Origin of the sequence: Limnobacter sp. UBA3528, from assembly GCF_002377005.1 — a bacterium.
Classification (GTDB): domain Bacteria; phylum Pseudomonadota; class Gammaproteobacteria; order Burkholderiales; family Burkholderiaceae_B; genus Limnobacter.
In genome coordinates, this window is record NZ_DFOZ01000016.1 from 24145 (window position 1) to 50320 (window position 26176).

The window sequence follows — 26176 nt, forward strand, 5'->3', positions numbered from 1 at the left end:
CAGTGAATTCCAGGACCACACAAAATACAGGCACCCTTCGGATCAGCAAGTTGTTGCTGGAAATCCGCTGGCTGTGCCTGCTTGTTTTTTCCATCTACCTGTTTCTGATTCTGGTGTCGCACAGCAGCAGCGACGACAGCTTTTCTCACGAATCAGGCAGCAACGTTGTCAGCAATTTTGGCGGGGCCGTGGGGGCCCATCTGTCTGATTTGTTGTTCTTCATCGCGGGTTATTCCGCCTACGCTTTACTGGGCTTGTCTTTCTTCATGTTGTGGCGTGCCAGAAAAATGGTCGATGCCATTGAGCTGCCAGGCTTCAGCGAGCCTTTGCCCAAGTGGATTGCGTGGGTTCGGCCAATCGGCTTTATCGCGTTGTGGGTGGGGCTAATGGGGCTTGAGTCTTTGTCCATCTTCAAAGGCGAGGGCTTGCCCGCGGGTGCTGGTGGTGTTGTTGGGCAAACCATTTCAAGCATTTTTCAGCAGTTGCTGGGCCTATCGGGCGCAGTCATGTTGCTGCTGCTGTGCACAGCAGCAGGCCTTAGCGGTTTGCTGGGCTTGAGTTGGGCAGTCATGGCCGAACGCGTAGGCGGCTTTCTTGAAGGTTTGGTATTCAAAACCAAAGAGCTGGTTACTGCTTACTTTGACCGCAAAGAAGGCAAAAAAGTCGCTTTGGCCCGCGTGGAAAAAGTAGAACAAAAACGCGAAAAGTTTGAAGAACACAAACCCATTCGCATCGAACCAGTGGCAGTGCCAGTCGAACCGTCAGTACAAGCCATTAAAGAAAAGCAACAGCCCTTGTTTGCTGAGCTGACCGAGACCGAGTTGCCGCCCCTGGGTTTGCTCGACGATGCGCCTGCGGCCATTGAGACGGTTTCTGCCGATACCCTGGAATACACCTCCCGACTGATTGAGAAGAAGTTAAGTGACTTTGGCGTGCAAGTACAGGTGATGGCGGCACAGCCCGGCCCGGTGATTACGCGCTTTGAAGTGGAGCCCGCAGCCGGTGTGAAGGGATCGCAGGTTGTCAACCTGGCCAAAGATCTGGCCCGCGCACTGAGCTTGGTGTCCATTCGCGTGGTTGAAACCATTTATGGCAAGAACCTGATGGGGCTGGAATTGCCAAACCCGCGGCGCCAGGTGGTGAAACTGACTGAAATTTTGGGTTCACAGGTGTACAGCACCAACAAATCGCCAGTGACCATGGCTTTGGGTAAAGACATTGCAGGCAAGCCGGTGGTGGCCGATTTGGCCAAGATGCCACACCTGTTGGTGGCAGGTACTACAGGTTCCGGTAAATCGGTGGGTATTAACGCCATGATCCTGTCGCTGCTCTACAAAAGCGGTGCCGAAGATGTGCGCTTGATTCTGATTGATCCAAAAATGCTTGAAATGAGCGTTTACGAAGGGATTCCACACCTGCTGTGCCCGGTGGTCACCGACATGCGCCAAGCCGCCAACGCCCTGAATTGGGCTGTGGGTGAAATGGAAAAGCGCTACCGACTGATGAGCAAAATGGGTGTGCGTAACCTGGCAGGCTACAACGTTAAAATTGCCGAGGCGAAGAAAAACGGCACCAGCATTCCAAACCCGTTCAGCCTGACGCCCGATGCGCCAGAGCCATTGGACACCTTGCCGATGCTGGTGATTGTGATTGACGAGCTCGCCGACCTGATGATGGTTGTGGGCAAGAAAATTGAAGAACTGATTGCACGTTTGGCCCAAAAAGCCCGCGCTGCAGGTATTCATCTGATTTTGGCCACGCAACGGCCCTCGGTTGATGTAATTACCGGCTTGATCAAAGCCAATATTCCAACCCGAATCGCGTTTCAAGTTTCATCGAAAATCGATTCACGTACCATTCTCGACCAAATGGGCGCTGAAGCGCTTTTGGGGCAGGGTGATATGTTGTACCTGCCACCAGGTTCGGGCGTTCCACAGCGTGTTCATGGTGCCTTTGTATCTGATGAAGAAGTGCACCGCGTGGTTGAATACCTCAAAGAGAAGGGCGGCGAGCCCAATTATATTGAAGGCATTCTGGAGGGTGGCACCACGGAAGAAGGTGGTAACGCCAGCATGGATGCGACCGCCGGCAGTTTTGATGGTGAAAAAGACGCCTTGTATGATCAAGCCGTGGGCATCGTTCTGAAGCATCGAAGGGCATCCATTTCATTCGTTCAGCGCCATTTGCGGATTGGTTATAACCGCGCAGCACGTCTGCTTGAAAGCATGGAACAGGCTGGGCTGGTGTCAGCCATGCAGTCCAACGGCAACCGCGAGATTTTGGCGCGCGCAGAAGCTGGCCAGGATGATGACTAAGCGCGTCGCGCCTGGATGAATCATCAAGTTTGGTAAAGCCTGTTTACTCCTCGCGTGTGCGCGCGTTATTCGGGGTAGGGCAACTCACAGGAAGTACTTAAAGATGCGAATTCACAAGTTTTTTTCACAATCCTTGATGGCACTACTGATCAGCACGGGTGCAGTGGGTTCGGCTTGGGCCTCTGCCCAGGATGCCTTGAACAACTTTGTCAAAAACCGGGGTTTCGCAGAAGGGCAGTTTTCTCAGGTTGTTATTTCTCCCAGCGGCGCGGTGAAGCAACGTGGCACTGGCGAATTTACTTTTTCACGGCCGGGAAAATTCCGCTGGGAAATCAAGAAACCTTATCCCTTGCTGCTGTTGTCCAACGGTAGCAGCGTGGTTTCTTACGACGAAGACATGGGTCATGCCACACAGAAACCGATCGGTAATGCGATGGATTCAACACCAGTGGCTTTGTTGTTTGGTAGCAAAGACGTCGACAAACTGTTTAATCTGAAAGATGAAGGCATGAAAGACGGCAAGGAGTGGTTGGTCATTCGCCCCAAGGACAAAGACAGCCTGTTTGACTATGCGCGTATTGGCTGGAAAGACGGCTTGCCGGTGAACCTTGAAATTCACGATGCCTTGGGGCAAGTTACCCAACTTGAATTAAGCAATTGGGATTTTTCCAAACAAAAGCCTGCCGGTTTTTTTGACTTCAAAGCCCCAGCCGGTGTGGACCTTATCAAAACGCAATGACCCCCGATCTGTTTGGCGACAGCACTGATAAACCTGCCTCACCTGTGAATCAGGGCGGGGTTGCGGGTTCAGTGCCGCTCGCCGAGCGCATTCGGCCAAGCACCTTGGCCGAGGTGGTGGGGCAAACCCACTTGTTGGGTGCGGGTAAACCGCTTACCTTGCTGTTCGAACAACAGCATGTTCACTCCCTGATATTGTGGGGCCCACCCGGGGTGGGTAAAACCACCTTGGCACGCTTGTTGGCAGGTGCGGCAAAAGCGCAGTTTATTGCATTGTCCGCGGTGCTTTCGGGCGTGAAGGAAATTCGCGCTGCAATCGACCAAGCCAGTGAGTACGCCCGGGCTGGCAAGTCCACCATTTTGTTCATCGATGAAATTCACCGCTTCAACAAATCGCAGCAAGATGCCTTGCTGCCGTTTGTGGAATCGGGGCTGGTGACCTTTATTGGCGCCACCACTGAAAACCCTTCTTTTGAAGTGAATTCAGCCTTGCTGTCGCGCTCGCAGGTTTATGTGCTGAACAGCTTGAATTCAAACGATTTCACGCATTTACTGAAACGGGCACAGGCTGAATTGGGCACCGAAATTGCTGTAGACAATGATGCATTCGAGGCACTGTGCAGTTACGCCGACGGAGACGCTCGCCGTTTTCTGAATTTGGTGGAAATTACACTGCTTCAAACCAAAGCACAGGGCTTGAACAAGCTCGATTTGCCAGCCTTAAAGCAAATTGCACCCTCACAGATTCGTCGTTTCGACAAAGGGGGCGATGCTTTTTACGATCAAATCTCAGCTCTTCACAAATCGGTGCGCGGTTCCGACCCCGATGCAGCGCTTTACTGGTTCTGCCGCATGCTGGATGGTGGGGCAGACCCGCGCTACATGGCCCGCCGAATTGTGCGCATGGCTTGGGAAGACATTGGCCTGGCCGATCCCCGCGCTTTTACTATCGCGAATGAAGCGGCGCAGACCTATGAACGGCTGGGTAGCCCAGAGGGTGAATTGGCTTTGGCCCAATGCGTGCTATACCTGGCCATTGCTGCAAAAAGCAATGCCGGTTACAACGCCTACAAACAAGCCATGGCGCATGTGAAGCAAAGCAGTACCATGCCGGTGCCCATGCACCTACGCAATGCACCCACCAAGTTGATGAAGGAACTGGGGCATGGCAGTGCTTATCGCTATGCACACGACGAGGAAGCAGGGCATGCAGCTGGAGAAAACTATTGGCCCGAAGGCATGCAAGTACCAAAGTTTTATGAGCCGACAGACCGGGGGCTGGAGAGTAAAATTGCTGAAAAGTTGAATTGGCTCGCCCAACGCAACGCGGATGCCCGCCAAAAAAAGTAAGAAGCGCCCACATCGGCCCACACCGGGCTTGAAGTTTTAGTACCATCACCGCTATTCACACCAACCGCATTTCGAGAAATTTTCATGCTAGACATTCAATTGCTTCGCAAAGACCTGACCAATGTGGCAGAACGACTGGCTCAACGTGGCTATAGCCTCGACATCGAGCAATTCAACGCGCTGGAAGGCAAACGCAAGCAGCTGCAAACCAGCACTGAAGAATTGCAGGCCAAGCGAAACAGCATGTCCAAGCAGATTGGGCAGTTAAAAGCCAAAGGTGAAGATGTGTCGGCGGTCATGGCTGAAGTGGCCGGTCTGGGCGATGAATTGAAGCGCAACGAGACAGATTTGGCGGCCTTGCAAGAAGAGGTCAACGCATTTTTATTGAACATTCCCAATTTGCCGCATGAGTCGGTACCTGCAGGTAAATCGGAAGAAGACAATGTTGAATTGCGCCGATGGGGCACGCCTGCCCAGTTCGACTTTGAAGTCAAAGACCATGTGGATCTAGGCGAGAAGCTTGGACTCGATTTCGAGACTGCCGCCAATTTGTCAGGTTCACGTTTTGCTGTACTGAAGGGGCAAATTGCCAAGCTACACCGTGCTTTGGCGCAGTTCATGCTTGATACCCACACCGAACAGCATGGCTACACCGAGCACTACACGCCGTATATTGTGCGTGGCGAAACGCTAAAGGGCACTGGTCAGCTTCCAAAGTTTGCAGATGATCTATTTTCGGTGAAGAAGGGTGGAGAAGAGGGCACTTCAGAGCCTTTGTACCTGATTCCAACCGCAGAAGTGACTTTGACCAATCTGGTGGCCGATCAAATTTTGAAAGCAAGCGATCTGCCCATCAAAATGACGGCGCATTCACCCTGTTTCCGTTCCGAGGCCGGCAGCTATGGCCGTGACACCCGTGGCCTGATCCGCCAGCACCAATTCGACAAGGTTGAAATGGTGCGCATTGAAAACCCTGAGAACTCCTACGCAGCGCTGGATGAAATGACCCAACATGCAGAAAACATTCTGCAAAAACTGGGTTTGCCCTACCGGGTCATCGTTCTGTGCACTGGCGACATGGGTTTTGGGTCGACCCGCACGCACGACATTGAAGTGTGGTTGCCTGCTCAGAACACCTACCGTGAAATTTCCTCTTGCTCGAATTGCGAAACTTTTCAGGCACGCCGCATGAAAGCCCGCTTTAAAAACGAGGCTGGCAAGTCCGAATTCGTACACACATTGAATGGCTCAGGCTTGGCAGTTGGGCGCACCTTGGTGGCGGTGCTTGAGAATTACCAGCAAGCTGATGGTTCTGTAAAAGTGCCTGAGGCGCTGCAGCCCTACATGGGTGGAAAAACCGTGCTCAAACCTTGATGTTGGTGGTTTAAGAACGGTTTTAAGCGCGCTGTGCCGGTAGAAGCAGGGGGCACAGTGCGCAAGCAACTGCTGATAAGCCGCTGAAAGCCCACAACATGCCCTGTGTATTTTGCCCGGCAATCATACTTACCACCGCACCTACAATCAAAATCAGGAATCCGATCGATGTGTTGCTGACCGCTACATAGGCTGAACGGGTTTCGGCAGTGGCCATGTCCACCAGCAAGGTTTTTCTACCCAACCGTACGCCGGCCAGGCACACGGAGGTCAGGAAATAAGCAGTAACAAACAGCAACAAGGCATTAAATTCAATTTTCAATTGCAACATCAGCAATACGACAACCCCAACCAAGGCATTGACTCCACTGGCGATTGCCATCAAAGTGCGGCTTGAATAATCGGCCAAACGCCCCCACACATAACCCGATACCGTATTGGCCAGCCCGGAAACAATTAAAAACAGGCCGATCAACGCGGCGTTGCCCAATGTATTCTGGGCAATGATGATCAAAATGGGCGCACCCAGCGACACACTCAACAGCAGGGTACGAACAATCACAAAATTGCGGAAAGGTTTGTCTTCTTTCAGCAAGCGCAGGGATTTCAAGGCCTCTATGCCTGCATTACCGCCGCCTTCAGTTGCGCCGGGCTCTTCCCGAATGGCCCAAATGGCCAAGGAGGCAACTATCCAACACAGCCCGGCAATACCAAAGAGACTGGCCAAGATCAGTTCATTGTTCTTGATTTGATTGTAGAAACCCAGATTAAGCCCCAACAGCAGGGTAAACAGGCCTGAAACGCTGGTCGCCAACCCCATCAACGTGCCACGCCTTGACTTCGACACGGTTTTTCCGAGTACGTCTTTTGCCGCAACGGAGCATATACCCCGTGAAAAGCTGAAAACTATCAGGGCACTGAACACCAGCCAGCTTGCATTCTCTGCAGACAAATCCATAACCAACACGAACCCGCATGCCCACAGTGCAACGCCACTGAGCAAACCCCCGAGCATCCAAACATATTTTCTTAAGGCCTTCGCTCTTATTTTTGCGGCGATAAACAACTGGGGGAGCAACACGCCTGACTCGCGGATAGGTACTGCCAAAGACACCAGCAGCAATGGTGCCCCCAATAGACCAAGCACCCACGGAAAAACCAGGCGTGCACTGGCTATCTCATCGGCCAGTTTGGTGAAAAAGTTACTTAGCAAGTGAAGAAAAAAATTGACAGGTTGGTGTTTGCAGGACTCATCAGGAATGTCCTTACAAACACGTGCATCTTCATCGCCGGTAATCAGATCGTACAAAGCCGTGGCGGCAGGTTTGGATTTTTGCATGGCGATACTTTATCAACTAAAAAGGCACCCTAAGGTGCCTTTTTAATCAAAACTTGATGTGGTCGGTCACTGAATGAGCAACTTACTGCGCGCCAACGGTGGCTTTGATGGCGGCTATAAACTTCTCGCTTTGGGTGATGTTGCTGACCGTGGCTTCAAGGCCGTGGCGAGCAGATGCAAGGCGAATAAATCGCTCCATGCGGCGGGTTTCGTGTTTATTCCAACGAACCGTGAATGAGACAACCCGGTTGTTGTCAATCCAGACATTGCTTGGTTTGAGGAACATGAAGTCGCCCAAAGCCACTTTTGGCAGGCCAACCTGACCGCTGGCATCCACCCCGGTGAATTGAACCAGTAGGGGAGTCCCATTCTGAAGCCAACTGTTATTTTCAATGGCGTCACAGAAAATAGAGCAGGTCGACCAAGTCAACCCACTATAACGAACCATAAATGCCAATCTGGACTCTTCAAAGTTATCAGTGACGTCTGAACCAACTGCAGCCAGATCTTCAGGTTTTACTTTAAGTGCCAGGAGTTCTTGCTCAAGCGTACTATAGGCTATGCTCGATCGAATTTGATCCGGAATAGGCTTAACCTGTAACCAGTGGAACAGGCAATAAGACCGAGTCAAACGCTCTGCAATCGAACTCATGGTGAACTCCTGAAAAACATGCTGCAACGTTATTGGTACTGGGCTCGGAGTTTTTCAGATTCATACCGAGGCTCTAACCAATTTCCCTTGACTTTACGAACAATCAACGATTGAAGGTCCTGTTGTTTTGTCTGTGATTTGCAAGGAAAGGTTCAATTATTGTTAACGCTGAAGCCTGAAATTGGAATACCAATTTTTCAAATAATTTGCTTACGCTGCTTTTTCTTGATCTTTCGAGGGTTCTCCCACTCTTTTAACTGAATATTCGTTTAAAAATTGGGGTAACAAATTGTCCCAATCGGGATTCAAGGATTCAATCAACAACAAGCGCATATCGCGTGGCCAGTTCCGTACGCGGCGAAGTCGGGCCACAAATTTGTCGTGGTCAGTCCAAACTTCGAAGTAAACAAGACGATCGAGGCGATGGTAGTGTGCATAGTCTCGGCGAAGCCCCTGAATGTGCTCGTCCATGCGGGTAAGCAGACAGTTGGTGTCCCCCAGATAAAGCGGGCCGTTGGGCTTGCTGTTCGACAAAATGTATAGCCAGTATTTGTCGTGCTTTCTCGCGGTCTCGTTTAAGCTACTGTCCAGATTTTTGCTCAATTCATCCTCCGCACCATCGGGCTGTAGGGGCAATAAGTGGTTGTAAGTACAATACTTATTGATTGTATGTGTATTGCTGATTTTGCTGTGCGAGTTTCTCCCTCTTAATGGGTGCTGCCATCGCTATTTTTGACGGATATTCGGTGGTAATATATTTGTGGACAATTATTTCTTAATGCCGAAATAAATTTGGCAGTTTGATTATTTATATATTTATCAAAGGCTTATATGCTTACAGCTATCCTCGTGGATGGTCCGTTCTTCATTCGCAGAATTCGCCAAATTTTCCCTAGTTCGGTACACCATGATGCAAAAGTCATGGCTGATCTGGTGTGGCGCTTGTCTGCTGCTCATTTGTTTGAACGCAATCAACCGAAGCGCCATTTGTTCCGAATTTTTTTCTACGACACACCTGTATTCACGCAGCGCGTAACCCTGCCGGTGTCCAGGCAACAAATAGATTTGTCCAAATCAAAAGAGGGGCAATTTCGGGTCGCGTTTCAGCGGCAATTGCAAAGAAAGCGGAAATTGGCAGTCAAACTAGGTGAGGCACGTGAGGCGGACACCTGGAAATTGAATGAGGATGCCCTGGCCGATTTGCTGGGCAAAAGGATTACGGTAGATGATCTGGCTGATGAGGATTTCACACCCGATTCGCACCCCAAGGGGATTGAATTGAGAATGGGTGTAGATCTTGCAACCTTGGCTTACAAACGTCAGGTTCAACAGGTGGTGTTATTGACTGGAGATGGCGCTTTTTCAAGTGCAGCAGAACTGTTGCGCCACGAAGGTGTTGATGTGGTGCTAGACCCGATGTGGCAAAACATTTCTGAGGATTTGTTCTCCTACATTGATGGGTTGCGGTCAACCTGCCCCCCACCCGACAGGGCAGCCGACTTTTTGACCCGAATCGGATCCGATAACTACGATCACGATGATCTGCCCGCGGAGTAAAAAAAGCCCACTTGAAAGTGGGCTTTTTTCATTCATCACGAGGTTGGGCAAATTAAATTAATCCCCCATACCCTCCGCATAAAGATCATTAATTCGATCCTTGAAAGCTTCAATTACCTTCACGCGTTTTACCTTGAGGGTGGGTGTCAAAAGACCATTGTCTACCGTCCAAGGTTCTTTGGTGGTGATAATGCGGCGCACGCGAATATAGCGTGGCAGGTGCTGCAAACGCTCATTGGCGCGTTTAATCAACTCTTTTTCATTGGAGTTGGCAGTCACAGCAATCATGCCGATAAATGGGCGCCCCTCGCCGATCAAAACGATTTGTTCAAAAACATCGTCACCAATAATGGCCATTTCTGCGTCTTGAGGAGAAAACTTCTCTCCATTGGACAAAACCATGATGTCTTTGATTCGGCCTCGAATATAAATTCGTTTGTCCTTGATTTCAGCCACATCACCGGTGTGCAACCAACCGTCTGAATCGATCGCAGTTTTGGTGGCTTCCTCATTTTGCCAATACCCCAACATGATATTGGGGCCGCGTGCCAGCAATTCGTCATTTTCACCGAGCATGACCTCCACATTCGGTAAAGCAGGGCCCACCGATTCAGGCACATTGCCCTCGGGACGATTAACCGAAATTACCGGGCAAGCTTCTGTCATGCCATAGCCGTGAAGAATCGGAAGTCCCATGGCAATAAACGCTTTGGCAATGGTGCTGTCCAGTGCAGCACCACCCACCACGGCCAAACGCAAGCGTCCACCCAACCTTTCTAGAATAGGTTGTGCCACTTTCGCACGCAACAAGGGGAGTTGAAAGTGATCAACAATGCCACCTTTGCCTTGTTCCATTCGCCAGCCCACATCCACCAGCTTTTCGAATGCTTTTCGCTTGAAACGCGAGTCTTTGACGGAGGCCTGAATACGGCCGTAAAACTTTTCAAAAATACGCGGAACTGCAAACAGCACAGTGGGTGCCTGGGTTGCAAGGTCTTCGGGTAACTGGTTAATACCACGTGCGTAAATGACTTTTGCACCTACACGCAAGGGCAGGTAGTAACCACCGGTGCGCTCGAACATGTGCGACATGGGCAGGAAGGACAGAAATACGTCTTCTGGTTTTGCGATGTCCAGCTGGAAGCAGCTATCCACATTGGCAATCACGTTTTTGTGCGACAACATGACACCTTTGGGGCGCCCCGATGTGCCCGAGGTGTAGCAAATTGTAGCCAGCGTGTTTTGTTCAAGATCGAGAAGTTCAAAAGGCTCCAGTTTTTTATCCACACTTTTCAGCACATGGCTCGCATTTTCCACGCCATCGGCTTCTTTTTCGATGTCTGACTTGATCGACAACACGCGAACGTCTTTCAGGTTTTCTTTCAACAGATTACGGGCGATACGGTCGTTTTCAACCACCACGGCACGCGAACCCGAATCTTGAATGCAATACGCGATATTGCTGGCATTGTCGTCCACATAAAGCGGCACTGACACCAAGCCCATCGCCACGGCACCTTGGTCAAACGCCACCCAGTGCACACTGTTTTTCAAGCAAATGGCGACCCTGTCGCCGGGCTGCAAACCCATGGATCGGAAAAAGGCTTGCCAGGAACGTGCAAGGTCGATCATTTCCCGTGCTTTGAAATCAACCCACTCGTTGTCTATGAACTGACGGTACAACACGCGATTGGGGGTGTCATCGTGTTGAAACAAGAATGTGGCGATGTTCGCCATAAGGAGGTCTCCCAAATTTCTGTTTTTATAAAATTGACCGTAGTGTACTGAACAGTTTAAGGATTGATAAGAACACTCATTCTAGATTTGTATTCAAGGCCTTGATGACGGCTGGACGGGCACTTAACGCCTCATACCATTTGTGCACTGCAGGATAATCACTTAGCTCAATCCCCTGGCGTTGCCAACGATAAACCCAAGGATACAAAGCCATGTCTGCAATCGAATAATCATCACCCGCAATATAAGAATATTCACTGAGCTGTTTGTTGATTACTTCGTAAAGTCTTTTGGCTTCATTGGTGTATCGATTGATAGCATATTCAATTGGTTCAGGCGCGTAAATCCGAAAATGATGGGCCTGCCCCAGCATAGGACCCACGCCGCCCATTTGAAACATTAGCCATTGAATGATTGAGAGGCGTTCTCGGTGACTATTACCGAAAAACTTGCCTGTTTTCTCGGCTAGATAAATCAGAATGGCACCACTTTCAAAGAGCGCGAGTGGTTTTCCGTCGGGGCCATTCGGGTCGATGATTGCGGGTATTTTATTGTTGGGACTGAATTTCAGGAAATCAGGCTTGAATTGATCGCCCTTGCCGATATCCACTGCAATCGGTTTCCAGGAAAGTCCCATTTCCTCGCAGGCGATGTGAATTTTGTAGCCATTGGGGGTTGTCCAGGTGTAAACCTCGATCGGTTCATTTTGCGGAGTATTCAATCAAAGCTCTCCAGTGATACAAGTGGGCTAACACGTTCGTGTTAGGTCATTTCAAGGATACCTCACTCAATGTTGGCATGCGTATGCTAACGCTTACTGTAACAATTGAACTGAGAGTTGACATGCCGATTTTCTGGACTAAAGCCGCTCAAATGATTCGCCTGCCGATGCTTTCAGTTCTAGGAGCGTTGATCACGCTTTTGCCGCTGTCTGTTTTTAGTCTCGAAATTTCTACGCCAGTCGGAACCCAGCAAATTGGCCAAATCCTCGACTTGAAAAGTACTTTGAGTAATGTCCCACAAGGTGTTGAATCTCAATTGCGATCTACATGTTTAAGGGCTCGGATAAATACGCTGGAAAGCATGCCAGGCGGCTTTGAAGGCGCCGTTTCACGGGAAGTATTGGTTAACTTTGACCCAACGATACGTCGTGGGGGGGTGATAGAGTTCCGATCTGTTTCACCGGTCAACGATGCTGTGATTGAAATGGAGTTGGTGTCAGAGTGCCCATTAATTGTGTTCAACACCAAGTGGACGCTCATCATGAAACAGGGCGTCGCGGAGCGAAGCGGAGCGGTCATTTCAGGCCATGTCGGCACAGCATCTGCGTTTGACCCCGAAACCTCTTCTCTGTTGGCCAGCTCCCGTAAACCACCAAAACCACGGTTTGACACAAAACCAGCGTGGTTGAGTCAAGACGAGCGAAATGCAGCAAAGCCGAAGCCAATAGAGGATGAAACAAGCACGAATATTTTAACAACGGCGGAAAATATGGAGGAAGGCGACAATCCAGTGCTGAAGGTGGCCTCACTCAATCCAGATTTGTTTGGCGCTGGTCTCATCGAGAGTCGAAGGCAAACCACCGATGTGTCTGGTGGGCTTGGTTTGGATGAATACACCTCAAAAACAGACAGTTACAACGCAATGCAAGAATTCATGCTGCCGGTGTCATTGGCAATATCAGCTTTACTAATGATTGCTTTATTTCTTTACCGACGATATTCCGTTCGCAAAGCAGCCATTCAGTCATCGCTTAATCCTCAAGGTTACGACAGTGAACAAACCACATGTCCAGAGCCTCAGGATGTAGCCGCCATGAGTCGTGAACATGTGATCGCGTTTTCCTCTGAACCCGCATCGGTGTCAGTCGGTAGTCACCGGGTTTTGGAGTCATTAATTGGCAATGATGAGCAGGACTTTGATGATGAATTGAATTCATCTGCTCACACCATGACATCGGGTTCAATGAATCCTGCTTATCGATCGTCTCTAAAAATCAGTCTTGAATTGATTAATAGGGCAGACATTCCAAGCTGGAATCTGCCAGTGTCCTATCTGGGTTTGGTGGAATCAAGAAACAGATCACTTGAACTGCACAGAACGCTTGATGCTTTGTTGTTGAGAAGTCAAATTGGATTGATTGAATTGGCTTTTCAGGATGCCAAACAAGACCAGCTTACCCCGCCACAGTCTTCGCAGGAATTGCTGGAACAGGTACTAGGCGATCAACTGCATGAGATAGAACTCAAGCCGACACTATGCGTGCCCGATGTCGTCAAAAGTCATGTGAGAGCAAAAATGTGCGAAATCGCGGGCGCCCAGAAGCGCCAGCTACTTCGAGAGAACCTGGTGAACTTGCACACCCAGGTTGTTAGCCCCGCACTTTGTTTCGATTCGAATGCATGGCGTGAATTCTTAAGCGAAGAGGGCATTCTCGATTAGCGATCACATGGCTAGTCAGGCAACGCCAGAAGACTCCTCCAATTGCTCAATCTCAAGCATCAATTCAAGCAGTTCGTTTTCGGCGATCTCAAGGCGAGTGGCAATCAAGTGACGTTCATTGTGAAGCTCTGCTGCTTTTCTAGAATCGTCGGCTTTGCTGTAATCGCATTGCGCCAGGGATTCATCAAGCCTGGCCAGTCTCGGCTGGTCGGTCTCAATTTGCTTCTCAAGCTTTTTAACCTGATTACCCAGTTGTTTGATCCGCTGGTTCACTGCCTGCCTGTCTACAGGTGCAGCCACTACCACAACGGGTTTGTTGTTTGAATTGCCCTGTTTTGCATTGCGGTTTTCTGCACTGGTTTCTTTGCGCAACAGCTCTGCATAGTCATCCAGGTCGCCATCAAATTCGGTCACTGCACCTTGGTGCACGCGCCAGAAGCGATCAGTGATTGATTCCAGCAAATGCCGATCGTGGGAAACCATGACCAAGGCCCCCTCAAATTCCAGCAGGCTGCTTGCCAAGGCCTGGCGAGTGGCAATGTCCAGGTGGTTGGTGGGTTCATCAAGCAAGAGCAGGTTGGGGCGTTTGTAGGCCAAAAGAGCCAAGGCCAGGCGCGACTTTTCCCCGCCTGAAAAACTGCCAACCAATTGGCGAACTTTGTCATCTCGAAAATGATAGCGCGCCAGGAATTCTCGTGCCTTTTGTTCAGAAATTTGTCGCTCCAGGCGGGACATGTGCTGCAAAGGCGTGGCGTTCATGTCGAGCGACTCAATCTGGTCTTGCGCGAAGTAGCCATACACCAGCCCTTTGCCCTCCACCCGGTCACCTCCCAACATGTTGAGTTCTCCCACCAAGGTTTTAACCAAGGTGGTTTTGCCATTGCCATTGGCCCCGAGCAGCCCGATGCGATCACCTGGGCGAAGCTCCAGACTGATGCTTTTTAGAATGGGGGCGGCGCCTTCATAGCCGCAATCGCTGCGGTTCAGTACCACCAATGGATCGGGGCTTTTGTGGGGTTCCATGAACGGAATTGCCACATGGGGTTCCACTTGCAAAGTTTCTATCAGCTTGATTTTTTCAAGTCGTTTAACCCGGCTTTGTGCCTGCTTCGCCTTGCTGGCTTTGGCCTTGAAGCGATCTACAAATTTTTGCAGTTTCTCCATTTCGCCAGCGGCTTTTTTGTTGGCTTGACTGACCTGGTCTGCACGCTCTGCAAACGCACGTTCAAACGCTGAGTATCCGCCTGTGTACTTGGTCAGTTTTTCATTGTTCAAGTGCACAGTGTGAGTACATACCTCGTCGAGAAAATCCCGATCGTGAGAAACCAGAATAACCGTGCTGTTAACCTGTTTGATCCACTGCTCGAGCCACACTACAGCTTCGATGTCCAAGTGGTTGGTGGGTTCATCCAACAAGATCAGGTCGGCCCTGGAGCCCAATACTTTGGCCAGGTTCAAACGCATTTTCCAGCCACCGGAAAACTCGCCCACCTTTCGTTGCAGGTCTTCAGTTTTAAAACCCAGGCCGTGAAGAATGGTGGCCACTCGTGCTTCTGCGGTGTAGCCGTCCAGGTTTTCCAGTTCTTCGTACAAATGGCCCAGTTGTTCCATGTCGCCACTTTCTTCAACTGCTTGAATTTTTTGGCGAACCTCATGCAGAGCGCGGTCGCCTTCCAGCGCGAAATCAATCACGCTGAGATGATTGGCTGTAACCTCTTGGTCAATCCAGGAAAGGCGCCACACCTTGGGTAAGTCAATACTGCCTTGGTCAATGTGAAGTTCGCCAAGAAGTGCGCTTAGAAAGCTGGATTTACCAGCGCCATTGTGGCCAATCAGGCCGACCTTTTCACCGGGAAACAGCGTGAGCTCAGCATTGGTTAGAATGGGCTTGCTGCCCCGCGCAATGCTGAGGTTGTTAATTTGAATCATTGAATGGGTTTAGACCAAGTCTTCTTTGTTAAGCAAAAACACTTGTTCGTCACCTGCCGAGGTTTCAAGCCAAATGGGATTTAAATGCGGAAAAGCGGCTTCGAAATGCAGTTTTTCATTGCCAAGTTCAACCACCAGAAAACCGCCGTCTTTCAGGTGTTTGGGAGCCTGCTCAAGAATGTCCTGAATCAAGTCCATGCCACTGTCACCACCGGCCAAAGCCATCCGCGGCTCGTGCAGGTACTCCGGGGGCAGCTTTTTCATGGAAGCCTCATTCACATAAGGCGGATTGGTCAAAATGAAATCGTATTGTTTGCCATTCAGATTCGAAAACAAATCGGATTCAATGGCATGAACACGCTGCTTCATATCGTGGAGTTGAATGTTTTCACGAGCAATACTCAAGGCCTCAGTCGATAAATCAACTGCATCAACCTGCGCATTTTCAAACACGTATGCAGCCAGAATCGCAAGGCAGCCTGAGCCTGTGCACATGTCCAGAATCTCGAATGGCATTTCAGGGGCATTTACCCATGGCGTTAACTGGTCGGCCAATAATTCGGCGATGAAAGAGCGCGGAATAATGACCCTTTCATCGACCTTGAAGGCGTGCCCTTGCAACCAGGCTTCGCCAGTGATGTAACTGGCAGGCTTGCGATCAACCACACGCTGCGTAATAAAACGGATCAATCGATTGGTTTCGTGCGCGGTGACTCGTGCATCCCAGAATGGTCCCACATCACCAACTGGCAAACTGAGCGCAGACTGCACCATGTAAACCGCTTCATCAAATGCATTGCTCGACCCGTGACCAAAAAATACCTGGCCACGGCGCATTTCACTGACATAAAACCGCACCCAGTCGCGAACTGTATGCAGTTCTTTGGGGTCTACGGCGATATGTGCGGTGTGATCTTGATTCATGAATTGCCTTTGCTGAAATCGGTTTGCCCGATAGTGAGTACGCCGTTTAATTCGACGACCGGGCGTTTGATGATGCTGGGGTATTCCAATAGAAGGGCTTTGGCACCCTCGGGTGACTGGGCTTTGCCTTGCAGGCTTTCATCCAGACCACGCCAAGTGGTGCCTCTCCTGTTGATGACTTTTTCCAACCCGAAGGTACCGATCCATTCGTCAAGTAACTGAGCGGGCACACCGTGCTTCTTGAAATCGTGAAAAACAATTTCAACGTCGTTGTTTTTCAGTGAAGCGATGGCCTTTTTCACGCTGTCGCAATTCGGAATTCCGTATACCTTGGCTGTCATCCTGTAGGTTTCTCCCTTATTCTGCGTTGCGCAGCAATTCGTTGATGCCGGTTTTGGCACGTGTTTTTGCGTCGACACGCTTCACAATGACTGCGCAGTACAGGCTGTACTTGCCACAGGCACTTGGCAGTGAACCGCTGACCACAACCGAGCCGGCTGGAATTCGGCCGTAAGTCACTTCACCTGTTTCGCGGTTGTAAATTTTTGTACTCTGGCCGATGTAAACACCCATGGAAATCACAGAGTTTTCTTCCACAATCACGCCTTCTACAACTTCAGAACGTGCGCCAATGAAGCAGTTGTCTTCAATGATTGTTGGATTGGCCTGCAGGGGTTCCAACACGCCGCCAATACCCACGCCGCCACTCAGGTGTACGTTTTTACCGATTTGTGCACATGAACCCACAGTCGCCCAAGTGTCGACCATCGTGCCTTCGTCCACATAGGCGCCAATATTGACGTAGCTGGGCATCAGCACCACATTTTTTGCAATAAAACTGCCGCGACGAGCAACTGCAGGGGGCACTACACGGAAGCCGCCTTTCTTGAAGTCTTCTTCGGTGTAATCGACAAACTTGGTAGGTACCTTGTCATAAAACTGTGTGAAGCCACCGGCAGCCATGGGCTTGTTGTCTTCCAGGCGGAAAGAAAGCAGCACGGCTTTTTTGATCCACTGGTGGGTAACCCACTCGCCACCTTCTTTGGAGCAGACACGCAACTCACCGGTATTCAGTTTTTCCAGTACGTCGCCAACAGCAGCACGAACATCGGCTGGCGCTGAGGATGGAGAAATGTCTGCACGGTTTTCCCAAGCGGCTTCGATAATGGATTGATGGTTTGTTGTCATGGTGATTTCCTGTGTCAGAGATTGTTTTTAAATTTGTTGTGCGATTCGATTGGCGGCTTCATTGCATTCGGCCAGGCTGGCCACCAGTGCAATCCGTACATGGTTGCTGCCGGGGTTAAATCCATTCACCTCGCGACCCAAAAAGCTTCCGGGCAACAGGGTAACATGCGCTTGCTCAAACAGCCTTTTGGCGAAGGCTGTGTCGCTTTGGCCCACGTCGGCCCAAAAATAGAAGCCGGCAGGCGGGATGTGTAGATCAAGCTTGCCCTCAAGAATAGCGCTGAACGCTTTGAACTTGTCGGTATACAGGCGACGATTCTCGGCGACGTGTTCTTCATCGTTCCAGGCCGCCACGCTGGCCATTTGAATGGTGGTCGACATGGCCGAGCCGTGGTAGGTGCGGTAACGAAGAAATGCCTTGATCAGATCTGCATCGCCTGCCACATAGCCCGAACGTAACCCCGGTGCGTTTGAGCGCTTGGAGAGGCTGGAGAACACAATCAAGTTATTGTAATCCGATCGGCCAAGCCGGCTTGCTGCTTCAAGCCCGCCGATAGGAGCTGCGGTGCCATCAAGGTAAATTTCTGAATAACACTCGTCCGAGGCGATGACAATGTTGTACTCGTCAGCCAAATCAAACAGCTTTTGCCAATCCTCAAGTGAATAGACCGCACCTGTAGGGTTGTTCGGGGAACACACATACATCAGCTTTGTCTTGGCCAGTATGTCGGGACTGAGTGCATGAAAGTCCGATAAACCTGTTGCGGGATCGATGTTGACGAAGACCGGGCTTGCGCCACCAAGAAATGTGGCTCCTTCGTAAATTTGATAGAAGGGGTTTGGAAAAACGACATGGCTGTCGACTTCACACCCGTCCAAAACAACCTGAGCGAAAGAAAATAACGCCTCACGCGAGCCTAAAATCGGCAAAACCTGAGTTTCAGGGTCTACCAAGGCATCAAATCGCCGCAGTATCCAGTCAGAAATTGCTTTTCTCAACACCGGCAAACCTTGCGTGCCCGGGTAAACCGACAAGCCGTCCAGATTGTCGAGCAATGCCTGCTTGATCAGCGCAGGCGTAGGGTGCTTGGGCTCACCAATGGACAGATTGACGTGGGCCAGGCCACCTGTGTGCTGGCTGCCCGCGAACAATGCCCGAAGGCGTTCAAATGGATAAGGCTGAAGTTTGTCGAGGTTTTTCAAGGAGTTCACCGGAATTGCTGTTTAACCAATCGTGTTGAGCCAAGCGCTACTAAGCGTGCGCTTCCAGCCCCTAGCATTTAGCCGCGAGTCGGGTTCATGGTTGAAATGGAGTCCAGTTCAACTTTCGGCAAAGGCTGAAAGCTGGCATGGCGGTGTTCAGCCACCACGGTGGTGTACACGCCGCCCCGAACGTACCATTTTGCGGTCAGTTTCATGTAACGGGGGTCGGTTGCGGCCACCAGATCGTCCAGAATCTTGTTGGTGACTGCTTCGTGGAATGCACCTTCTTCGCGATAGCTCCACATGTACATTTTCAGGCTTTTCAGCTCAACATTCTTCTGGTTGGGCAGGTAGTCGATCACCAAAGTGGCGAAATCGGGCTGACCTGTCAACGGACAAAGGCACGTAAATTCAGGCACTTCGATGTGAACGTGATAAGGCCGATCCGGGTTTGGGTTCGGGAAAGTCTGTAAATCGCGGCTGGGTTTGTTACTCATAATTCTCTCGTGGGCCTCTTGAGCCTGTTGGGCCCTTTGGCCAGTGTGGCGTTAAACAACTCAATCATCCTGCCAACTAAGGGCGAGGGCCCGGCGTAAAGCTCAAAGGCTTTGCTATTATAAGGTCAGCGGGTTTTCATGTTCCCGTGGGTTGAAGTTTTTATTCGTTCTATTGGTCTCATTTCCACTTCATCGTGCGATTAACTCACATTCGTTTAGCTGGCTTTAAGTCATTTGTTGAACCGACGTCCTTTGCCGTGCCCAGTAATCTGGTTGGCGTAGTAGGGCCGAACGGCTGTGGCAAATCCAATATCATCGATGCGGTGCGTTGGGTTTTGGGCGAATCCAAGGCTTCCGAGTTGCGGGGTGAGTCGATGCAAGACGTGATCTTTAACGGCTCGACTAACCGAAAGGCAGCCTCACGCGCCAGCGTGGAACTGGTATTCGACAATGCCGAAGGCCGCGCGGGCGGAAGCTGGAATCAGTACTCGGAAATTTCAGTGAAGCGCGTCCTGACACGAGATGGCGCCTCAACCTACTACATCAATCAGCAGGCGGTTCGTCGCCGTGATGTTCAGGACATTTTCCTGGGTACGGGCTTGGGGCCACGCGCTTACGCCATCATTGGGCAGGGTATGATTGCCCGAATTATTGAGGCTCGCCCGGAAGAACTGCGAATTTTCCTGGAAGAAGCTGCGGGGGTATCCAAATACAAGGAACGTCGCCGCGAAACAGGTAATCGCCTGGCCGATACCCGCGACAACCTGACCCGAATCGAAGACATTCTTCGCGAATTGACCAGCCAAATTGAGCGACTGGAACAGCAGGCCACCGTCGCCCGCCAGTTCAAGGAACTTGAAGAGGCCAAGAATACCAAGCAGCGTTTGCTTTGGTACATTCGTTATGCTGAAGCGCTGGAACAGAAAAACACTGGCCAAGCCAAGCTAGAGCGTGCCAAAGCCGATCTTGAGGCCATTCAAAGCAAATCGATCAGCACTCAAACCGAGCTGTTTGCCGTGCGTGAAAAACAAGTAGATGCACAGCAGCAACTTGAAAACGAGCAAACCCAATGGATAGAAGCCAACCGACAGGTCAGTCGCCTGGAAGCGGATTTGCGCGTGATGGCAGAATCGCGTGCCCGCTTGGGTGCCCGTGTGGCCGAGCTTGAACTTGAAATTCAGAATTGGGCTGTTCGCGAAGAAGATGCCAAGGCCCGACTGGAAGAGATCAGTGGTTCTTCTGAGGAACAGCAAGCCGAACTGGAAGAGAGAATCATCGCGCTTGAGGAAGCTGAACTGGCAGTTGAGCCTGTGGAGTTGGCCTTGCAGGCAGCGCGATCTGCGGTTGATCAAAAACGGGCAGGTGTGATGCAGATTCAGCAGGCGCTGAGTCAAGTGTCTTCTCAACAAGAATCAGCCAGCCGGGCAGAAAACACCATTCAGGTGAAGCTGGACAGGCTTGAAAGCGAAAAGCAGCAAATTGCTGCCCCGTCTGTGCATGAGTTGGATGAAGTGCAAGCCAGAGTTCAGTCGCTTGAACACGAGCTTGGCGTGGCCACCAACAACCTTGCAGACGTTGAAAGCAGGTTGGCGGCAGGTAGTTCCGAGCTTGACCATGTGCAAGCCGCATTCAATGCCGAGCGCGACAAACACGCCAACGCGCAAGCGCAATTGCAGGCACTTGAAAAATTAAATGAACAACTTGCAGAAAGCGCCGAGTTGAAGCCTTGGGTAGAAAGCAGCGGCCTGAGTGACACCCCTCGGTTGCTCGGCAAACTACAGGTGGAGCGTGGCTGGGAACGAGCGCTGGAGTCGGCATTGCGGGAATCGCTGGACAGTTTTCAGGTACGAACGCTGGACATGGTTGAAGGATTCGCCAAACAGCCGCCACCAGCGCGTGTTGCCTTTATTGAATCATCGGGTCACAGCGCCGGTACCAATCTATCGGTTGGCCCGGAAGACCTGGCCAGTTTGGTGCGCAGTTCAGATTCGGCCATTCAGCAATCCTTGATTCAATCGTTGGCTGGTTACCTTCTGGCCCCCGATTTGCAAGCTGCATTGGCAAAAAGAAAAAGCCTGAAACCAGGCCAGCGAATCTTCACGCCACAAGGACATTGCGTGAGCGCAACCGGAGTGTCTTTTTACGCAGCCGACAATGCCCAAAGTGGTCGGCTTGAGCGCCAGCAGCAAATTGAAGCCTTGCGCACTGAGGTGCGTGCGCTCGACATGTTGAAAAATGAATCCATGGCCAAGCGTGATCAATTGCAATTGCGTACCGGCGAAATGAAAGCCAATGTGGTGCAAGCGCGTAATTTGGTTGAAAGTTTGACCAAGCGATTACATGAAGCCCAGGTTCAGCTGATTCGCTTGCAAGAACAGCAAAGCAGGGCAGACAGCCGCCGGGAGCAAATTGGTTTGGATCTCGCTTTGCTGCAAAGTGAACTGGAAGAACAGCGGGCCATTTTGCTTGAATCCGAAGACAAATACGCCGAACTGGACGAGCAGCTTGCGGTGGCCAGCGATGCACTGGAAAGTCAGAAAGACAAAGTGACGCAAGCGGAGCAGGCACTGCGTGACAAACAGGCGCAAGTTCAAAATGCATTGCGTAGAAAGCAAGATGCCGAATTCAATATTCGCAATCAGGAATCGCGCCAGAAAGAATGTGAACGCGACCTTGCATTTGCCAACAGTCAAATTCAGCAAATTCAGCAACGCAAACAACTTGCACTGGCGGAACTTGAAGGGCTTTCTGAAACCGAAGGTCAAGAGGCTTTGCAGGCTGCGCTCGAAGAACGGGTCATCGCAGAAGAAAGAGTAGCAGTTTCTCGCGATGCGCTCGAACAGATTATGGCAAAGGTTTCAGAGCTTGAACGAGCAGAAAAAGAAAGTGACAAACAGGCAGATCCCTTGCGGGATGCGGTTCAAGACCTTGCCTTGAAAATCCAGGCCGCCGAACTCACGATTGAACAGTACAAAAACTTGATGGATGAAGTGCAAGCCGATGTAAACGAATTGGGCCAGCAATTCGTTGCCATGGAGGTGCCCCCCAAAGCGTCTGTGCTTCAGGCGGAGGTCACGCGCCTTACCAACGGCATGCAAGAGTTGGGGGCCGTGAATTTGGCGGCACTGGATGAACTGGCTGCCGCAACAGAAAGAAAATCATTCCTTGACCAACAGGCTGGCGACCTGATCGAAGCCATGGAAACCCTTGAGGATGCAATCCGCAAAATTGACAAAGAAACACGCGACCTTCTTTCTGAAACTTTCGGTGTGGTTAACGGACATTTCTCGCGCCTGTTTCCCAAGTTGTTTGGTGGTGGAGAAGCACGCTTGGTCATGACTGGCGACGAAATTCTGGATGCTGGGGTACAGGTATTTGCTCAACCGCCGGGCAAGAAAAACGGCACCATTCATTTGTTGTCGGGTGGAGAGAAGGCACTGACTGCAACAGCGCTTGTTTTCGCGATCTTCGAATTGAATCCTGCACCGTTCTGCTTGCTCGACGAAGTCGATGCGCCGCTGGACGACGCAAACACCGAGCGCTTTACGCGCCTGGTCAAACAAATGTCTGAACAAACCCAGTTTTTGTTCATTTCCCACAATAAAATCGCCATGGAAATGGCACAGCAGCTGATCGGCGTCACGATGCAGGAGAAAGGTGTTTCCCGCATTGTTGCCGTTGATTTGGCAGCTGCAGAAAAAATGGCAACGGAAACCGTATGAACGACCTACAACTTACCCTGCTGATTGTTGGCGGTGGCGGCATTGCTGCCATGATCGCTTACAACTGGTGGCAAGATTATCGACTGCGCAAACAGGCCAGCGAACGGTTTGGCGAAACGGACCAGGACCCGCTGTTGAATACAGGTTCAGTCAAGTCCGGATTTGAGCGTACAGAACCCGGGTTCTCCGGCTCGCAAGACTTTGCTCCTTCCACTGAATTTGATGAATCAAGTTTAGAGGCGAGTTTTGATGCGCCCCAAAATGACAGTCATTTGCAAAATGAACCACAAATGACGATCGACAAACGTTTGTTTGCAGATTTCATCATCCGTTTTGACGAAGAGAAAGATGCCAATACCTGGAAAACGCTAGTCGACGGCCTGGAGCAAATCAATCGCAAGCGCATTATTTATTCTGCAAGCCCCGACACCGCGGAAAGCGCTGAAATACTCTGGTTTAAGGCCAGCCCCTATAGCGGCACAGCGAAATCCTTGAAGGCCAGCGTGCAAATTGCCAATCGCAAGGGGCCGCTGAGTTCGATCGAGTTTTCTGAAGTGCTTGGAAAATTCAAGCGATTTGCCGAAGACCAGAATGCAGACATTGAATTCCCCGAAATGAAAGAGGTCGTGGCCAAAGCCGAAACGCTAGACCAAGCCGCTGCTGCCCTGGATACGCTGTTGGGTCTACATTGCCTGTTACCGGAAACCGTGCAGGAAAGTACCGCTGTGGACATGCTTGCAGTGGCGGGGTGGGTACAAAAAGGTCATCAATGGTTTCTCAGCGATGAGTCGGGTACTTTGGCCAGCATGGTGATTCACAACGCACCCGGTAAACGTCTGCTGAGTTTCAGTATTGACGTACCAAATTCAGCGGAACCCATCAAAGCTTTGGGAGACATTGTTACTGTGTGTCATGGCATGAATGAAAAGTTTGGCGCACCGTTGATGGATGACTCGGGTAGAACCTTGAGTACGCAGGCGATTGAGGGCATTTACAACCAGTTGATTGAACGAGTGCGCAATCTGACCGACTCTGGCTTCAAACCGGGCGCACCCGTGGCTCGCATTTTGTTTTCATGACCAATCTGGATCTGTTTGACAGCAAGGGCAGTGGCGACAATTCCGACTCCAGGGGCGAGTCGCCAACTGTGGCCATGCGTCGCTTGATTGATCTGTTAAACCGCTGGGAGCATGCCTACTATGTGCTCGATGCACCTGAAGTACCGGACTCTGAATATGACAAGGTGTATCGGTCTCTTCAACAAATCGAGAACAATCACCCCGAGCTGATTCAGAATGACTCCCCCACGCAACGCGTCGGTGGCAAACCCGCAGATGGCTTCGAGCAGGTCAGGCACCGCGTGCCCATGCTTTCACTTGGAAATGCATTTGAGGACAGCGATGTGCTTGCCTTTGACCGACGCGTCAAAGAACTGGCCGACCTACCGATCGACACCACGATTGCGTACGCAGTTGACCCAAAGTTTGACGGCTTGGCGATTTCAATACACTACACCAATGGAATGTTCGACCAGGCCATTACCCGTGGCGATGGAACCGTGGGTGAAGACGTGTCCGCCAATGTGAAAACCATTCGAAGCTTACCCCTGAAATTGAAAGGCAGTGTAGTACCTGCACACCTTGAAATTCGGGGTGAAATCTTTATGACTAAAAAAGATTTCCTTCAAATGAATCAGCGACAGGCTGAACTTGGTTTAAAAGTATTTGCAAACCCGCGCAATGCTGCGGCCGGTACCATTCGACAACTCGATCCCAAAGTAGCCGCCAGTCGACCACTGCGGTTTTACTGCTATGGTGCAGCCCTTGAACGTGAGCAGCTGCGAGAACTGAAAAGTCAATCCGCCATGATGAAATGGTTGGCGGCCTTGGGCTTGCCTGTTTCAGAACTTAGCCAGACGGCCACGGGTGCCGAGGGCCTTTTAAGTTTTTATCGCAGCGTAGGCGGGCGTCGCAGCACATTGCCTTTTGAAATAGACGGTGTGGTTTACAAGGTTGATTCCTTTGACCTTCAGGATCAACTTGGTTATGTCGCCAAAGCACCTCGATTTGCGGTAGCTCACAAGTTTCCTCCCGATGAAGTGCTTAGCCGATTGCTGAACATTGAAGTTCAGGTGGGGCGCACAGGGTCAATCACTCCGGTTGCAAAACTGGAGCCAGTAAAGGTCGGTGGCGTTGTGGTGTCGTCTGCCACTTTGCACAATCTGGATGAAATTCAGCGCAAAGATTTGCGGGTGGGTGACCAGGTTTTGGTTCGCCGCGCAGGCGACGTTATTCCAGAGGTTTTACCTTTCCCGGGCAACCAACGCAGCCCAGTCAGCTCTGCTTTTGTCATGCCGACACATTGCCCAATATGCAACTCATTGGTTAGAAAAGAAGAAGGTGAGGCGGCCTTCAGATGCACGGGTGGTTTGGTCTGCAAAGCGCAACTCACGCAGTCCATAATTCATTTTGCGCACCGGCGTGCCATTGACATCGAAGGCTTGGGTAGTAAGCTGGTTGAAGTGTTGGTCGACAAAGAATGGGTGAAAACACCAGCCGACCTTTTTCGCCTTGAATTTGACGCTCTGGTTCAGCTTGAGCGCATGGGCGACAAATCGGCACGGAATCTGCTCGACAGCATTGATAAGGCCAAACAAACCACATTTGGCAGGTTTTTATTCGGCTTGGGAATACGACATGTTGGAGAGGCCACAGCCCGTGATTTGGCAGCATACTTCAAGAATGTTGAGCGGCTGATGAACGCCTCGGAAGAGGAGCTGCTTGAGGTCAACGATGTTGGGCCTGTGGTGGCTGCATCCATACGGCAATTTTTTGATGAACCTGCCAATCAGCAAGTTGTTCGTGAATTGATTTCGCTTGGGCTCTCCTGGCCAGCCGAGGAAACTCAGACTACGGATGAATCCCATCCGTTTTTTGGAAAAACATTTGTGCTGACTGGCACACTGAGTCAATACAGTCGAGACGAGGCTGGCGCGTTAATCGTTGCTCGGGGTGGAAAGGTGACCGGCTCTGTGTCTAAAAAAACCGATTATTTGTTGGCCGGGGAAGCAGCCGGCAGCAAACTGGAGAAGGCCACAGCCTTGGGCGTTGCGGTGCTTGATGAAAGTACATTTCAAGGTATGCTTTAGATAAATAATATTATTGCGTTTATTTTTTTATTTCCATTGAACGACCACTGAGCGAACAATC

The 26176-nt window shown here is 50.8% G+C and carries 20 protein-coding genes; 9 read left to right on the forward strand and 11 right to left on the reverse strand.

What is annotated here, in order from left to right:
• Positions 1-2: 2 nt before the first annotated feature.
• From B4N58_RS03995 to serS, 4 genes are all read left to right on the forward strand, one after another.
• A complete protein-coding gene (locus B4N58_RS03995) occupies positions 3-2315 on the forward strand; it encodes a DNA translocase FtsK (protein ID WP_008252607.1) in 2313 nt (770 codons plus the stop codon).
• Between the two features lie 103 nt (positions 2316-2418).
• Positions 2419-3054, forward strand: a complete 636-nt coding sequence (lolA, locus tag B4N58_RS04000) for an outer membrane lipoprotein chaperone LolA (protein ID WP_291746051.1) — start codon at positions 2419-2421, stop codon at positions 3052-3054.
• Positions 3051-4403, forward strand: coding sequence for a replication-associated recombination protein A (locus tag B4N58_RS04005; RefSeq protein WP_008252604.1), 1353 nt, complete (start codon positions 3051-3053; stop codon positions 4401-4403). Before lolA ends, B4N58_RS04005 begins: the two co-directional genes overlap by 4 nt.
• 84 nt (positions 4404-4487) lie before the next feature.
• The gene (gene serS / locus B4N58_RS04010; RefSeq protein ID WP_291746056.1) at positions 4488-5777 is read left to right on the forward strand and encodes a serine--tRNA ligase; all 1290 of its coding nucleotides are present in this window, start codon (positions 4488-4490) and stop codon (positions 5775-5777) included.
• Positions 5778-5799: 22 nt separating this feature from the next.
• On the opposite strand, the gene B4N58_RS04015 is transcribed toward serS, so the two are convergent.
• The 3 genes from B4N58_RS04015 to B4N58_RS04025 all read right to left on the reverse strand — a co-directional run bounded on the left by B4N58_RS04015 (position 5800) and on the right by B4N58_RS04025 (position 8371).
• On the reverse strand, positions 5800-7116 hold the full coding sequence (locus B4N58_RS04015; RefSeq protein WP_291746058.1) for an MFS transporter: 1317 nt from the start codon (positions 7114-7116) through the stop codon (positions 5800-5802).
• A gap of 82 nt (positions 7117-7198) precedes the next feature.
• The gene (locus B4N58_RS04020; RefSeq protein WP_291746061.1) at positions 7199-7768 is read right to left on the reverse strand and encodes a hypothetical protein; all 570 of its coding nucleotides are present in this window, start codon (positions 7766-7768) and stop codon (positions 7199-7201) included.
• A gap of 210 nt (positions 7769-7978) precedes the next feature.
• The gene (locus B4N58_RS04025) at positions 7979-8371 is read right to left on the reverse strand and encodes a GIY-YIG nuclease family protein (protein WP_291746063.1); all 393 of its coding nucleotides are present in this window, start codon (positions 8369-8371) and stop codon (positions 7979-7981) included.
• A 228-nt stretch (positions 8372-8599) separates the two neighbouring features.
• On the opposite strand from B4N58_RS04025, the gene B4N58_RS04030 reads away from it, so the two are divergent.
• Complete coding sequence (locus tag B4N58_RS04030; RefSeq protein ID WP_291746066.1) at positions 8600-9325, forward strand: NYN domain-containing protein; 726 nt, start codon at positions 8600-8602, stop codon at positions 9323-9325.
• A 57-nt stretch (positions 9326-9382) separates the two neighbouring features.
• Here B4N58_RS04030 and B4N58_RS04035 read toward each other — a convergent pair whose 3' ends face one another.
• Positions 9383-11062 (reverse strand): AMP-dependent synthetase/ligase, encoded by a 1680-nt coding sequence (locus tag B4N58_RS04035; RefSeq protein ID WP_291746069.1) that lies wholly within the window; start codon positions 11060-11062, stop codon positions 9383-9385.
• 76 nt (positions 11063-11138) lie between these two features.
• Positions 11139-11783 (reverse strand): glutathione binding-like protein, encoded by a 645-nt coding sequence (locus B4N58_RS04040; protein WP_008252591.1) that lies wholly within the window; start codon positions 11781-11783, stop codon positions 11139-11141.
• 122 nt (positions 11784-11905) lie between these two features.
• On the opposite strand from B4N58_RS04040, the gene B4N58_RS04045 reads away from it, so the two are divergent.
• Positions 11906-13504: a hypothetical protein gene (locus B4N58_RS04045; protein WP_291746073.1), complete on the forward strand. Its 1599-nt coding sequence runs from the start codon at positions 11906-11908 to the stop codon at positions 13502-13504.
• A 15-nt stretch (positions 13505-13519) separates the two neighbouring features.
• Here the strand turns inward: B4N58_RS04045 and B4N58_RS04050 are convergent, their stop codons facing one another.
• From B4N58_RS04050 to queF, 6 genes are all read right to left on the reverse strand, one after another.
• Complete coding sequence (locus B4N58_RS04050) at positions 13520-15433, reverse strand: ABC-F family ATP-binding cassette domain-containing protein (protein ID WP_008252587.1); 1914 nt, start codon at positions 15431-15433, stop codon at positions 13520-13522.
• Between the two features lie 9 nt (positions 15434-15442).
• Positions 15443-16357 (reverse strand): 50S ribosomal protein L3 N(5)-glutamine methyltransferase, encoded by a 915-nt coding sequence (gene prmB, locus B4N58_RS04055; protein WP_008252585.1) that lies wholly within the window; start codon positions 16355-16357, stop codon positions 15443-15445.
• Positions 16354-16698, reverse strand: a complete 345-nt coding sequence (locus B4N58_RS04060) for an ArsC/Spx/MgsR family protein (protein WP_008252583.1) — start codon at positions 16696-16698, stop codon at positions 16354-16356. Before B4N58_RS04060 ends, prmB begins: the two co-directional genes overlap by 4 nt.
• Positions 16699-16714: 16 nt before the next feature.
• Positions 16715-17545, reverse strand: a complete 831-nt coding sequence (gene dapD, locus B4N58_RS04065) for a 2,3,4,5-tetrahydropyridine-2,6-dicarboxylate N-succinyltransferase (RefSeq protein WP_291746079.1) — start codon at positions 17543-17545, stop codon at positions 16715-16717.
• Between the two features lie 27 nt (positions 17546-17572).
• Positions 17573-18757: a succinyldiaminopimelate transaminase gene (gene dapC, locus B4N58_RS04070; protein ID WP_291746082.1), complete on the reverse strand. Its 1185-nt coding sequence runs from the start codon at positions 18755-18757 to the stop codon at positions 17573-17575.
• 68 nt (positions 18758-18825) lie between these two features.
• A complete protein-coding gene (gene queF / locus B4N58_RS04075; protein WP_040513619.1) occupies positions 18826-19245 on the reverse strand; it encodes a preQ(1) synthase in 420 nt (139 codons plus the stop codon).
• Between the two features lie 257 nt (positions 19246-19502).
• Here queF and smc point away from each other — a divergent pair, with 257 nt between their 5' ends.
• The 3 genes from smc to ligA all read left to right on the forward strand — a co-directional run bounded on the left by smc (position 19503) and on the right by ligA (position 26115).
• Positions 19503-22967, forward strand: coding sequence for a chromosome segregation protein SMC (gene smc / locus B4N58_RS04080; protein ID WP_414673842.1), 3465 nt, complete (start codon positions 19503-19505; stop codon positions 22965-22967).
• Complete coding sequence (locus tag B4N58_RS04085; RefSeq protein WP_291746090.1) at positions 22964-24046, forward strand: hypothetical protein; 1083 nt, start codon at positions 22964-22966, stop codon at positions 24044-24046. Before smc ends, B4N58_RS04085 begins: the two co-directional genes overlap by 4 nt.
• Positions 24047-24120: 74 nt before the next feature.
• A complete protein-coding gene (ligA, locus tag B4N58_RS04090) occupies positions 24121-26115 on the forward strand; it encodes an NAD-dependent DNA ligase LigA (protein ID WP_414673837.1) in 1995 nt (664 codons plus the stop codon).
• Positions 26116-26176 lie beyond the last annotated feature (61 nt).